12 protein-coding genes are annotated in these 13,772 nt (G+C 43.8%); 4 read left to right on the forward strand and 8 right to left on the reverse strand.

Annotated elements, in window-relative coordinates:
* Window positions 1-254: 254 nt before the first annotated feature.
* Window positions 255-1,814 carry a glycerol-3-phosphate dehydrogenase gene (gene glpD / locus FLM53_RS23370; protein ID WP_102438776.1) on the forward strand — a complete coding sequence of 520 codons (1,560 nt, stop codon included), beginning with the start codon at window positions 255-257 and terminating at the stop codon, window positions 1,812-1,814.
* Window positions 1,815-2,069: 255 nt separating this feature from the next.
* Complete coding sequence (locus FLM53_RS23375) at window positions 2,070-2,879, forward strand: SDR family NAD(P)-dependent oxidoreductase (RefSeq protein WP_176679196.1); 810 nt, start codon at window positions 2,070-2,072, stop codon at window positions 2,877-2,879.
* Window positions 2,880-2,979: 100 nt separating this feature from the next.
* On the opposite strand, the gene FLM53_RS23380 is transcribed toward FLM53_RS23375, so the two are convergent.
* The 3 genes from FLM53_RS23380 to FLM53_RS23390 all read right to left on the reverse strand — a co-directional run bounded on the left by FLM53_RS23380 (window position 2,980) and on the right by FLM53_RS23390 (window position 5,461).
* Window positions 2,980-3,876: a LysR family transcriptional regulator gene (locus tag FLM53_RS23380; protein ID WP_176679195.1), complete on the reverse strand. Its 897-nt coding sequence runs from the start codon at window positions 3,874-3,876 to the stop codon at window positions 2,980-2,982.
* A 193-nt stretch (window positions 3,877-4,069) separates the two neighbouring features.
* Entirely contained in the window at window positions 4,070-4,306 is a 237-nt protein-coding gene (locus FLM53_RS23385) for a YdcH family protein (RefSeq protein ID WP_017067743.1), read from the reverse strand.
* 282 nt (window positions 4,307-4,588) lie between these two features.
* Window positions 4,589-5,461 carry a radical SAM protein gene (locus tag FLM53_RS23390; RefSeq protein WP_176679194.1) on the reverse strand — a complete coding sequence of 291 codons (873 nt, stop codon included), beginning with the start codon at window positions 5,459-5,461 and terminating at the stop codon, window positions 4,589-4,591.
* A gap of 327 nt (window positions 5,462-5,788) precedes the next feature.
* On the opposite strand from FLM53_RS23390, the gene FLM53_RS23395 reads away from it, so the two are divergent.
* Window positions 5,789-6,253 (forward strand): TetR/AcrR family transcriptional regulator, encoded by a 465-nt coding sequence (locus tag FLM53_RS23395; protein WP_176679193.1) that lies wholly within the window; start codon window positions 5,789-5,791, stop codon window positions 6,251-6,253.
* Between the two features lie 735 nt (window positions 6,254-6,988).
* On the opposite strand, the gene FLM53_RS23400 is transcribed toward FLM53_RS23395, so the two are convergent.
* Both FLM53_RS23400 and FLM53_RS23405 read right to left on the reverse strand, forming a co-directional pair.
* Window positions 6,989-7,684, reverse strand: a complete 696-nt coding sequence (locus tag FLM53_RS23400) for an aspartate/glutamate racemase family protein (RefSeq protein WP_176679192.1) — start codon at window positions 7,682-7,684, stop codon at window positions 6,989-6,991.
* Between the two features lie 146 nt (window positions 7,685-7,830).
* Window positions 7,831-9,189, reverse strand: a complete 1,359-nt coding sequence (locus FLM53_RS23405) for an MATE family efflux transporter (protein ID WP_176679191.1) — start codon at window positions 9,187-9,189, stop codon at window positions 7,831-7,833.
* An 84-nt stretch (window positions 9,190-9,273) separates the two neighbouring features.
* Between FLM53_RS23405 and FLM53_RS23410 the strand changes: the two genes are divergently transcribed.
* Window positions 9,274-9,873, forward strand: coding sequence for a TetR/AcrR family transcriptional regulator (locus FLM53_RS23410; RefSeq protein ID WP_176679190.1), 600 nt, complete (start codon window positions 9,274-9,276; stop codon window positions 9,871-9,873).
* Between the two features lie 119 nt (window positions 9,874-9,992).
* Here FLM53_RS23410 and FLM53_RS23415 read toward each other — a convergent pair whose 3' ends face one another.
* The 3 genes from FLM53_RS23415 to argF form a co-directional block, all read right to left on the reverse strand.
* Complete coding sequence (locus FLM53_RS23415) at window positions 9,993-10,976, reverse strand: HAD family phosphatase (protein ID WP_176679189.1); 984 nt, start codon at window positions 10,974-10,976, stop codon at window positions 9,993-9,995.
* 176 nt (window positions 10,977-11,152) lie between these two features.
* Window positions 11,153-12,418, reverse strand: a complete 1,266-nt coding sequence (locus FLM53_RS23420; RefSeq protein ID WP_176679188.1) for a RidA family protein — start codon at window positions 12,416-12,418, stop codon at window positions 11,153-11,155.
* A gap of 175 nt (window positions 12,419-12,593) precedes the next feature.
* Window positions 12,594-13,640, reverse strand: coding sequence for an ornithine carbamoyltransferase (gene argF / locus FLM53_RS23425; RefSeq protein WP_004732254.1), 1,047 nt, complete (start codon window positions 13,638-13,640; stop codon window positions 12,594-12,596).
* Window positions 13,641-13,772 lie beyond the last annotated feature (132 nt).

Genomic DNA, 13,772 nt, shown 5'->3' on the forward strand with positions numbered 1-13,772 from the left:
GTCATATATGATTTCATGTTGGAAATGTGTCAACCATATTTAGGACGGTACAGACCTTATTCATTGATGCGTGAGCGGTAGCCAGAACATAGAGTCCCAACATTTGAACCTCTGCTTTCATAAGCAGAGGTTTTTTTATGCGCAAATCACATAAAACGCGCATAAACGAAAATAATAAATGACCGAAAACGAAAGTTAATATAGGATTCAATTATGTTCTAAAATGCTCGTTCGCTCAGAAAGAGGTCAAAACCATGAGTGCTCAACAAAATAATTCAAAAAATAGTACATCTTCAACTCTAGACTTAATCGTGATCGGCGGCGGCATCAATGGTGCAGGCATCGCGGCAGATGCAGCAGGTCGTGGTCTAAACGTTGGTTTATACGAAGCAAATGATTTCGCCTCTGCGACATCGTCTGCAAGTTCAAAACTTATCCACGGTGGCTTACGTTACCTTGAACACTACGAGTTTCGTTTGGTTTCGGAAGCACTGGCCGAGCGTGAAGTATTGCTAAGAAAAGCACCTCATGTTGCTCAACCAATGCGTTTCCGTTTACCTCATCGACCATTTTTACGCCCAGCTTGGATGATCCGCTGTGGCCTATTCCTTTACGATAACTTGGGTAAACGCACCACGCTTCCTGGCAGCAAAACAGTGAACTTGGCAAAATCAGGTTTACTAAAGCCAGAGATGAAAACCGGTTTCGAATACTCAGATTGCTGGGTAGATGATGCGCGCATGGTATTGCTCAACGTGTTAGCGGCTAAAGAGAACAACGCTGAAGTACGTAACTATTGCCGTGTTGAAAAAGCACACCGTGAAGGCGGTATCTGGCATGTGACGATCCTTGATGTCATGACAAACCAACGCTTTGAACGTAAAGCAAAAGCGCTAGTGAATGCAGCAGGCCCTTGGGTTAAGCAATTCTTTGATGATGGATTAGAGCAGGCTTCGCCTCGTAATATTCGTCTGATCAAAGGCTCACACATTGTTGTGCCACGCATTCACGACGAACCACAAGCGTACATTCTACAAAACAAAGACAATCGTATTGTGTTCATGATCCCTTACCTAGATAAGTTCTCGATCATCGGCACCACCGACCTTGAATACAAAGGCGACCCACGTAACGTCGCAATTGATGATGTCGAAGTGGATTACTTGATTGATATTGTTAACCAGCATTTTGTTAAACAGCTTGGCCGTGAAGATGTAGTTTGGACATACAGTGGCGTAAGACCGCTTTGTGACGATGAATCTGATTCACCACAAGCGATCACTCGTGACTACACGTTGGAATTGGACGCAGAGCTAGATCAAGCACCACTGCTTTCGATCTTTGGCGGCAAACTAACCACTTACCGTAAGCTAGGCGAAGCAGCACTTAAGAAGTTAGAACCACACCTAACCAACATGGGTGCGCCTTGGACAGCCAACAACACGCTTCCAGGCGGTAACTTCAGCTGTAGCAGAGAGCAACTTGCGAAGATGATCCACACTAAATACCCTTGGGCATCTGAAGCGTTGTTGCTTCGCTACGTGACTCAATTCGGTACTTACACGTGGAAACTACTGGAAGGTGCGAATAGCGAAGCTGACCTTGGCACCCAATTCTCAAGTGAAGCTCATGGCGTTTATCAAGTTGAAATCGATTACTTGATCAATGAAGAGATGGCGATGACTGACGAAGACATCTTGTGGCGCAGAACCAAGCTAGGCCTTTACATGAGCGAATCAGAGCAGCAAACGGTGACTGATTACTTGAAAGAGAAACTACAAAGCAAGGTAGTGAGCTTTTCTCAAGTAGGCTAATTCCACCAGCCAACAATACATTTCAAGAACCTGATTATCTCGAAGCTTAGCGTCCCCCGCGCTAAGCTTTTTTATTGTCTATTACTTCCCTCTAGCTGAGACTTCGTTCGCACTTCCATTTTCAACAAAATCTAAATAGTGTTTTATTAATCCCGTTGATTATCAACTTCACAAAAGGTTGCTATTCTTTATCTCAACGAAACAACACATTTAAAAACGCTCGCGATGTCAGCGCTTTAATAAGGAATCTACTCCATGCAAAAAGTTATCCTGATCACAGGCTCTACCGATGGTATCGGCTTCGAAACTGCAAAAGTACTCGTTCAACAAGGTCACCACGTTTTATTGCATGGACGTAACCCAAGCAAACTCAAAGACGTTGAGCAGCAACTTGTGGCTATTTCGACGGAAGCGAAAATCCAAAGCTACGTGGCAGACTTGTCTGTTTTGGCTGATGTGGATGCGTTGGCTGACCAATTAATTGCTGAGCACGATAAGATTGATGTACTGATTAACAACGCAGGCGTATTCAACACTCCGAACCCAATCACTAAAGACGGTTTAGATGTTCGTTTTGCTGTAAACACAGTGTCACCGTATCACCTAACCAAGCGTCTATTACCAGTGTTAGGCTCATCTAGCCGAGTGGTTAACCTTTCTTCAGCTGCGCAAGCCGCAGTGAGCATCGAAGCGCTAGAAGGTAAAAAACCGCTTTCTGATGGCGACGCTTACGCACAAAGCAAGCTTGCGATCACCATGTGGACTCGTGAAATGGCAAAAGAGTTAGGTTCTGCAGGTCCGATGGTGGTTGCGGTAAACCCAGCCTCCCTATTGGGCAGTAAAATGGTGAAAGACGCTTACGGCATTGCAGGCGGCGACCTAAGCATTGGTTCTGATATTCTTGTTCGTGCATCATTGTCTGACGAGTTCGCACAAGCGGGCGGTCAGTACTTTGATAACGACAACAACACCTTTGCTAACCCGCACCCAGATGCAATTTACGGTGATAAATCACAACAAGTTGTCGCTAAAATTGATGAGATCATCGCAGCAACGCTTTCTTAATGACAGCTACACTCAATTGATTTTCTGATTCCAAGAAAAAGCCCAGCATGACTAACGTATAACTTAGTCATGCTGGGCTTTTCGTTAAATCGGTTTATCTCTACTTTTGTTCCCAATACGGCGGGTTGCCATAATACTCAGAGAAGTAGTCTATAAAGGCTCTCACTTTTGGCGCAAGCAACCTTGTACTTGGGTATACCGCCCAAATCGCCGCTTCAGAGGTGAGTGGGAAATCTTCCAACACTTGAATCAACTGGCCACTTTTCAGTTGCTCGTACGCACACCAATTCGACGTCACCGTAATACCAATGCCACCTAACGCCGCATCACGCAGTGCTTCGCCGTTATCCGCTCTAAAAGATCCCGAGGCCTTAATCGTTTTAGGTCCGTTTTCAGTGTGGAAGGTCCAGCTTTCTAAACCAATCAAACTAATACATTGGTGGTCATTAAGATCTTGAGGCGTGGCAGGCTTGCCGTACTTAATTAGATAGTCTGGCGACGCACACACTACACGCTTGTCTGTCGCGAGCTTTCGAGCAATGAGTGTCGAATCTTTCAGTTCAGAGATGCGAATTGCAATATCGAAGCCGCCTTCTACAAGATCGACCATAGAATCTGACAATCTGAAATCGACTTTTAAACCTGGGTAGCGTTCAAGGAAGCCAGGCAATGCCGGAACAAGGTGCAAACGCCCAAAAGACGCAGATGCCGTAACGCGCAATGTTCCAGTTGGAGAGTCACAGCCCACACCAACCGCCGACTTGGCAGCATCCACACTCGATAACACCTCTTCAGCGTGAGGTAAGAATGCCTCCCCCTCCTCTGTTAAAGACACCTTACGAGTGGTGCGGTGTACTAGGCGAACGCCCAAATTGTCTTCGAGTTTACTGATGTGCGAACTAGCGACCGCAGGCGACAACCCCAGCTCTTGACCAGCCATACTGATGTTATGTGTGGAAGCTAAACGAACAAACAATTTGAGGTGTTCAATATTCATGTGATTACCAATAAAATCTTAAAAATCGTGTACCAGTAACCCTCATTATGCGTCATTTATATAACAATACAACGCATTAACTCAGTTGAATAATGAAGATGTTATTGAGCCAAAAAGAAAAAACTCCCGAAGGAGTTTTTAGTATCTAAATCTGCAATTCGCCATTTCGCTAATCAGCAAAATTACCAGTTCACTAACCAGTTAAACGAGCGTGCAGTGCGTCTTTCAGTACAGAACGATCGTGTTTCAGTTGGTGCATCGAGCCGTCATCAATGGGTGAATCTTTCAGCTCAAGCTTACGAATCTCTTTATCAAGGTTGTCGTACGTCTTCATATCTGCTGCAAAGCCATCGTCAGTTTTAACAAGCTCAGCAATTTTATCTTTCATTTCAGGAAATTCGTGAACAAGAGAATGATTTTCACCTAGCATAGAAACCTCTTAAGTTGAGTAAAGTGATTGGTATTAAACATATTCATTATTTACCTTAGCAAGGGACTCAAATAACAAATGAGATCCAGTACACAGCATAGAATATAGACAATTCAGATTCACAAATTTACAACATGTACCTAGAAAATAGCCTTATTGATTTTGAATTGTCTTAGTAACGAAAGTAGGTTCACGGCGATTATCACGCTTCACAAACACTACTTCCATTTGTGTTGTTTTATCTTTGTCGCTTTGTTGGCAGGTATCGCTTTTAAGTAAACGCTACCAAGCAAACGTCTGAATAACGCTATCTTTAGCCATCGGGTTTGATGCTATTGCATGGTTCACCTTCGCTAAAAATTGCTCTCTAGAATCCAACAGGAAGCCTTTTTGAGTCACGATGTTGTTACCATGGTCGCCCCAATAGAAAGTATCGATGTTTAGATTCTCAAGCAGGTACTTTTCTTCTTCCAGAATCTGAAGTTGCGTCGGCATAATGAACTTGCCGTCTTTTACTTCTTGTTCCATCACAGTACCAGGCTGAATCGCTAACGCCATTGGCGCAATTTGTTCAGGCTTCATGATATTCAATAATCTTGTAGTCTCGACAATATGTTCACGGGAACGATCACGTCCGCCAAGGCCAAAGATGAACGACAGCAAGGTTTCAATGCCGGCTTCTTTTGCCAGAGCCATACCTTCAAGCGCTTGCTCTGGGGTCATGCGCTTTTTAATGTTGTCGAGTACAACTGCATCGCCCGACTCAAGACCCGCATAAGCCATGGTTAGGCCTGCACTTTTGAGCTCTTTAAGTTCGCTCAGGCTTTTACGACGGAAATCGTTCAGCCCACTATAAAGCGATACTTTTCTGCTTTCAGGGAAGGTATGACGAAGCTTATCCAAAATCTTAAGAAGGTAATCTGTGCGAGCGGCCATCACGTTGCCATCAATAAGGAAAATCGATTCAACGTAAGGATAGATCAAACGAGCTTCTTCGATATCTTTAAACACATCTTCGATGTCACGAACCTTGAATCGCTTATCGCTGAACATATTACAAAACGTGCATGTGTTAATGCTGCAACCTAAAGTGGTTTGAATAAGAATGCTCTTCGCCTCTGTCCATGGACGATATACTTTTCCCTCGTAATTCATATTGGTTTCTCCGGTCTATAAGCACGAGAGCGTGCTTGAATAAAACAGAGTTTATCAACACCAATATTCATTGATAATCTGCAATATAGTCGAATCAGTTTTTAGATTTTGTATAAAATATCCATTACTCTCTAGCGTATCCGTTAATTAAAAAAACTGAAATCCGACAATCAGAATAACCAAAAAACAACAACACAATAACTTCAATAGTAACTAGGCTTATTTCACCTTGGCCCAATTGCAGATTCGTTGTAGCCCATGAGTAACACTTTTTTACTATTACGTCTTTATACGTTATATTAACAAAAAACGACTCAGGATAATAAAATGGCACGCATATCAGCAAAAGAGAAAGAAGAGAAACAAAAGAAATATGACGAGGTGGTATTTAACATCTTCATCGCCGAAGGCTGGGATGCGATCAGCTACGGACGTATCGCTAAAGAAGTTGGGGTGACAGCTTCATCGCTACAAAACTATTACCCACGACTAGTCGATTTTGGCAGAGCACTGCAGGGGCGCGTCTTCCCTATGGTCGCACACCAATTAGATTTCACTTCTAAAGAGGCATTTGTATCTTCATGGGATATCGCAATTCAAGGTGGAGGCTTATTTCCTTCATTGGTGAGAATGCTCATTCAAAGTGCTCTAGAAACCGAAACTAGCCCGCAAACAGTTCAGGGCATCATCCGACTAAAAGGTATTTTAGGGCAGCATATGAGCCTAGAAGACGCAGATGCAGCAATAAAGTCCGCATTAGGAACAACGATAATAACTCTTATGGATCAATAGATTAGAAATTAATTCGTAATATAATTAAATTTTCTTCCAAAAACCATGTGTCTCTATTGGTATATGCACCTAGGACTCACCCCACCTAAACAGAATGACTTTTAAATCCGGTCAAACGGCTTTATTTTGAATATTAATGCATGCATATATGTTTGTTTGAAAGTTTGTGTGGCGCACAACTTTGAAGGTGCTGATTGGTCTGCTCCAGGTACTATCGCAGCTTCTTCTGATGATTCAGTACTAGGTGCGGGTGTTCAATACGCATTCTAAGGGTTACCTATAAAACTAAAGTTTTAGCCCCTCGAAAGAGTTTTTTTTCGTTTAGGTAAAAACAAAAAGCTCTGTAAAACTACAGAGCTCGATTAAACATACGAAAGGGCTAAGATTGGGTTAACTACTACACCCTTGGGTATGAACTCGGTTCATGTCGTCACCGACTTGCGCTTCTTGAGATCTCGTAGATTGGCATCCTGCCACGAATAATAGCGTTAAAGATAAGATAAGCCATTTCATAATAAATCCTCTTTTTTCATGACTAAAGCATAGTGCTTAAAAGCGCGGATACCTCAGCCATTAACTAAAGCCTTACCTGCCGATAAAGCCTTGGTTAATGAACAAAGCATCGCTTCATTAATTAACGACCTGCTTTTGTACAAAAAACTTTCACTCCTATGAATAAAAATTGCACATGAGCGAAAAGAGGACCGTTATGGAACTAAGAATAAGAGCTAGATACTAGTCACTCGTCGCTAAGCGCACCGCTGCTTCAGAGTGAATTACTGTTGTATCAAACAACGGTACATCTGTATGTTGCTGTTGAATCAGTAAGGCGATTTCAGTACAGCCTAGAATAACGGCTTCTGCTCCTTGTTGGCTTAGCTTCTCGATGATTTGACGATAGACAGCTCGAGACTCTTCTTTAATTTCGCCTCGGCATAGCTCTTGATAAATGATGTTGTGCACTTGTTTTCGGTCACCGTCATCAGGAATAACAACATCGATACCGAATTTATCGGCTAAACGTCCTTTATAGAAATCTTGTTCCATTGTAAAAGCTGTGCCGAGTAATCCGACTTTCTTCACGCCCTGCTCCAGCAGCTCCTGCGCGGTGGTATCAGCGATATGTAAGATGGGGATCGTGATCTTCTGTTCGATTTCAGGAACGACCTTATGCATGGTATTGGTACAGATAAGGATGAAGTCCGCGCCGCCCTTCTCTACCGATAAAGCTGCATCCGATAAGATGTCAGCCGTCTCTGCCCAACGACCTTGGTGCTGTAGCTTTTCAATCTCATCGAAGTTCACGCTGTACATACAAACCTTTGCAGAATTGAGCCCGCCAAGTGTGGCTTTCACACCCTCGTTAATGGATTTGTAGTAGCTCACTGTAGATTCCCAACTCATGCCACCAAGCAATCCGATCGTTTTCATTTTTCTATTCCTTTAATTTCTGACTATCCCGATTAAAACGTCTTACGTTGAAAATTTATAGTACGTTCTTGCTGAAAGTGAGGCATTAAGCTCGCTTGGCAGATTATAGAATCAAAGCCTCAGCATACAATGAAGCTCCCTAAAGGTTATATTGCTGGCAACTCCACGTTGTCTTTTGAAGTTCTGGTTATTCGATGCCTGAGCGCAAAACCGGCAAATACCAAACCCACAATAAACCCGAGCCAGAAGCCACCCGCTCCCATTCTCGACACAATTAAATCTGTCTTTGCTAAAACATAGCCTAATGATATTCCGACTAACCAATAGGAGATAAAAGCCACAAGCAAGATTGGGAGGGTGTCTTTATATCCCCTTAGTGCGGCGACATAAATCGTTTGAATGGCATTAGGAACCTGGAACAAAGCTCCCCATAACAACAAGGTTGTAGCAAGGCCAATTACATCTTGATCTGTTGTATATAAATTAGCGATAGAACCCTTAAACAATAAGATGAGAAGCATCACGACACCCGAAATCAAGGTAGCAATCATAACGCCTACCGACACTATTCTTCTCGCCCTGTCTGACTCATTTAGCCCCAAGTAATAACCCACCCGAATCGTCACAGCAGCGCCGATGGAAAGCGGGATCATCAGGCTAATCATTGTGAAATTAACCGCTATTTGGTTACTTGCGACCACAATAGAACCAAGTGGAGCTAACATCATTGCAATGAAGGCAAACACGGCAACTTCCAGAAAAACAGCCAATGCTATTGGCATTCCTGTCGCTAAGAGTTGTCGCTGTATTGCTACATCAAAACGACCACAGTGGCTAAATAACTTGAATCGCTCAAAGCGTTTAGTAAAGACGATATAAACCACAAGCGATATCGCCATCGACCAATAAACAATCGCAGTAGCGACACCACTTCCCACGCCACCTAAAGCAGGCATACCTAAGTGCCCGTAAATGAAGACATAGTTCGCGGGAATATTAACGAAGAACCCAATAAACCCAATCACCATGGAAGGTTTTGTCACCGACATCCCTCCAGTGAAACAGCGCAGACTTTGAAATATCAAGAATGCAGGAGATCCCCACATAAGCGCGTTCAGATAACTCGATGTTGTCTGTACTAAACCCGAATCGACTTGCATTACTTTTAAACCTAGGCTCGCATTACTCATGATCGCCATCACCACGATGGAACACAAAGCCGCCATGTATATGGTTTGGTGGATCAGAGGGCGAATAGCGTTTTCCTGCTTAGCTCCATGTTTACGAGCAACCATCGCAGGAACAGCCATAATGGTTCCCCCCACCACAATAATCGTTGGCAACCAAACACTATTCCCAAGAGCAACAGCTGCGACGTCAACTGCGCTCACTTGCCCTGCCATCACGGTATCAACAAACCCCATCAATGTTTGAGCGATCTGAGCCACTAAAATAGGCCACGCGATTTGCATCAATGTTTTGGCTTCACCAAGGAAATTCTTCATAGTTAAAATCTTCACTCTTCATCTTATATTTTTATGATACATTTGTATCAAATAAAAATTCAAACGCTAATTTACGGAGCAGATATGCCGAAGATCGTTAATCATGATGAAAAGAAAGCTCAGATAATCGAGGCGTTTTTAGACTTATCGACAACAGCAGGGTTGGAAAATGTGTCGCTGCGAGGAGTAGCCTCTCATGCCAACGTATCTTTGCGTCAGGTTCAATATTATTTCGGTACCAAAGATACGCTTGTGTTGGCTGGGCTACATTCTTTGGAACAACAGAGTCACCAAGCCGTCGCGGAAAGTTTGTCTAAAATTGGCGAACAAGCCAGTGCTTCAAATACTATAAAGGCCATTTTTAAACAAGCACTTCCAACTGATGAACAGAGCCGACGCTTTCACCACCTCTGGATGTCCTATGCGATGTTATCGATAACGCAATCTGGATTTGAGGATAAGACCTTATTGACCGGAACAGACCGACTTCAGGCACAACTAGAGTCGCTTCTTAATCAGGGAGTGGCGGATGGAGAGTTTTGTCGTGAGCTGAATGTCGCGTTGGAAGCCGTAAGTTTACTTGGTTTGATTAATGGTTTGGGAACAGCAGTGCTCTTAAAGCAGCAGACCTTTGAGAGTGCTACAAACACGTTCATGTATCAGTTATCTAAACTGTCTCGTTAGTGTCGTGGCGCTGATTTAGCTTCTCTTCCCGACACAAGAAACAACGTAAGACATAATAGTGAGACAAAAAAGCTCGAATCAAAGATCCGAGCTTTTATGAATCAAGGATCAATCAGGCGTTAGTACACCTCACACCAATCTGATTTCATGTCGATTAACGTCCAATCATCTCTAGAGTTCGCTTCGTCGAGTGCTTTATCGAGCTTACCGACATGAGATTCGCGATCGTACTTCCACTCGCGCTCGGCATCGGTGTGATGAACAATCATAGCCATTGAGTTAGGTTGGCTCGTTGCCCACTGCATCATTGCTTGGTCACCGTCTGAGTTACCCACCGCTAGAATCGGCTTCTTACCGATAATATGCTGAATGTTGGTGACTTTTCCGGCTTTGTCATCAATCGTCAAAATGGACGAATCTTTGGTCACGGTCGGGTTGCCATCGTTGTAGCTGTAGTTGTATTTAAGCGCGCTGCCGATGATTTGCTCTGGCGGGATGTTATAAGCTTGCGGAGCCCACGCTCGCATGAAATCAACACCACCTCCCGACACGATGTAAGTTTTGAAGTCATTCTCTTGCAAGTAGGTCAGCATCTCTTTCATTGGCTGGTAAGTTAGGTCTGTGTACGCTTTATTAAAGCGCTCGTCTTTTGCTACCGCCAACCATTTCTTAACCTCTTGTTGGTATTCTTCGACTGTCATACCAGAGTGTGTCGCCATGATGATTTTCAATAAACCTTCTTCGCCACTGCCCAGAACGCTTTCAATATCATCTTCGAGTACAAACTTAAACGGTACTTCCGTTTTCCACTCAGGGTGCTCAGGTGCCATCTCTTTTACACGATCTAGCGCAAAGGCCAGTTGGAAGTAATAAGGTTTTTCAGACCAAAGCGTACCGTCGTTATCAAATACAGCAATACGGTCTTGGACCGCAACGAACGTATCTGACTCAGCTTTGGTGGCTTGACCAACAAAGTCGACGATAGCTGATTTACTCTCGCTGTCTTTCCACGAAGGCAGCAAACTAGGATCGCAATCTTTAGCAAAAGATGAGAAAGAAAGGCTAGATAAAATCGCAACGGACAAAAGGGTTATTTTCTTCATAGCACTACCATGTTGTTGAATTAATTACCGGGTTTAATGTAATTCATCCTAGTTGGTCTACTCTGATTTTCCACTTATGAACACTATAACCAGTGTTTATGTTGCTATTGATACAGACGTAAAACGAGGACTGACCTCACGGCCAACCCTCATTGTTTTAACGCTAAATTGAAAACTTAAGGGCTAGGCGGAGTGCCTTCACCATTGGAAGCGATGGCATCTATTTGCACCAAAGCGCCCATAGGAATATCAGAGACACCGATAACCGTGCGCGCAGGCAATGGACCGTCAAAATAATGCGTGCAAACGTCATTGAGCACATCTAAATCAGCCATATATCTCAATTGGATATTGAGCTTCACGATGTCGTCCATGACATGCCCAACGCTCTCAATCACTTCTTTAATATTATTGAGGCACTGCATCGCCTGTTCTTTGGCACCATGCGTCACAATCGCGCCAATTCTAGGATCAAGTGGCAACTGGGCAGAGATATTGTTGTAGTGAGAAAAAGCCACGGTTTGTGTTGAGATCTCGCTGATTGGCGCCGCTTTGGTGTTGTTTGCCTTAATCACTATACCATGACGATCTTCAACAGCTTGTGGTGGTGTGCCATCGCCGTGTGAAACGGTCGCATCCATCTGTACTAACGCTCCCATCGCCAAGCCTTCAACAACCGCCACCGAACGTGCTGGCATATAGCCGACAGCCCTTGCAATCGCAGAGTCAGGGAAGAAGGTCGTATACACTTCATTGATGGCAGCAAGGTCATCCAAACTTCTCACATGGATATTCACCTTCACAATGTCATCAAGTGGAACATCAACATTCTCCAGAATCGATTTGATGTTTTTGAGACATTGAATGGCGTGCTCTTTGGCGCCACCAACAACAATATTGCCCGTTTGAGGATCAATCGGTAGCTGGGATGAAATATGGTTATAGTGAGAGAAAGCCACCGTCTGAGTTGATAAAGAACTGACTGGTGCATGTTGGGTGTTTCTTGCGATTTTAACTAACTCACAAGCCGCTTGAGGATAGGTACCTTCACCATTCGAGATCACCGCATCCATTTGCAAATGAGCACCTTCTAACGGTAAATCGGCTACCGCGAGTGTCGTGCATGTGGGTACGTAGTGTTGGAAAAAAGACGCATAGATTTCATTAACCGAGTCGAGATCCGCAATGTTCTTCAAGTATATGTTTACTCTCACAACATCGTGCATGCGGTGTCCAACGCTCTCCACAATCGCTTGAATGTTTGATAAGCACTGTTTTGTTTGATCTTCTAAAGAGCCTGAGATCAGGCTGCCTGTTTTAGGATCAATCGGTAATTGAGCAGAGAGGTTATTGTAGTGTGAAAATGCCACCGATTGTGTTGAGAAAGGGCTCAATGGTGCATCTTCAGTGTTTCTTGAAACTTTAATAATATCGGCACTCATGTCGATACATCTCCTATTCGAGTATTGATGTCAGATAGAGCCAATTAGCTGCATGTTTACCGACATTTCAAAATAAAAGGTACAAAAATAGCCGAACCAATAAATCGTGATAAATACTGGTTCAGCTTAATTCGAGCATCACAGTGGAGGCTCTTACGCCCCCACAAATAAACCCCTACAGAGTGCTTAAGAAGCTGCTGATTTTTTCTTCATGATGCTTAACGGTTTCTTGTGTTGGGATAACCGCATCTTTATGTGTGAAGTACACTAAAATCGCCATCTGAGCAGTGAGTCGGTTTTCAGCTTCATCGAACGCCACTGAGTATTCACTTTCTAGTGCGCCGCGAGTCACTTCTTCTTTGTCATTCGCAGGTAGGCAGTGCAGCAACATTGCACCCGGACGAGCCTTAGCCATTAGCTCTTCAGTAATCACATAGTTAGGCATGAATGCCGCAAGGCGCTCTTCCTTCTCATCCATTTGCGTCACCCAGTAGAAACTGTCGCCATACACCACGTCACAATCACTGATACGCTCTACATCATCGGTAATTTCAATCGTGCCACCAGACTCTTCACAGAAGTTCAGCGCCATGTCGATCCACTCTTGTTCCATGTGGTATTTCTTAGGGCCAATTTGCTTGAAGCCCATGCCGTACTTAGCACAAGTCAGCATCAAAGAACGGCACACATCGGTCGCATCACCCATGAATGCCAAGGTGAGATCTGACAGTTTACGTCCATCTGTGATGTGCTCTCTGATCGTGTAGAGATCCGCTAGCATTTGAGTTGGGTGAAAACGAGTATCAAGGCCGTTGATTACTGGTACCGTCGACATTTCCAGTAGGCCATCGAGTGTTTCAGGGCTATTGGTACGAGCCATGATGATGTCGCACATACGTGATAAAACACGAGACGTATCATCAATCGACTCTTTACCCCCTAAGTGAATGTCTTTTGGAGATAGGAATAGCGCATGACCACCCAGTAATGTTGCCGCCACCTCGAAAGAAACACGTGTACGAGTCGAACCCGCTTCGAAGATCATCCCTACTGATTTGCCTTTAAACAGAGGTGGAATTGCATTGTCTTTACGCGCCTGTTTCAGGTGAGTCATCAGCTCCATCATGTTGTCCATCTCTTCTACAGAGAAGTCTTTCATGGAAACCATGTGCTCTAGGTTTGCTTTGTTTAGTTCAGTTGCGCTAGAAGAAGGTAATTTCATAATAAGTTCCTATTTTTCATAATTTTGTGTGCGGTTCTTTTCCGTTCACTTTCATGGCGATTTGATTTCGAATACCTGCCATCACTTTCAAGAACCGCTACGTTTGGATTAAATATTGGTGTTAACGACTGT

Origin of the sequence: Vibrio sp. Scap24 (assembly GCF_013394185.1) — a bacterium.
GTDB lineage: Bacteria > Pseudomonadota > Gammaproteobacteria > Enterobacterales > Vibrionaceae > Vibrio > Vibrio pomeroyi.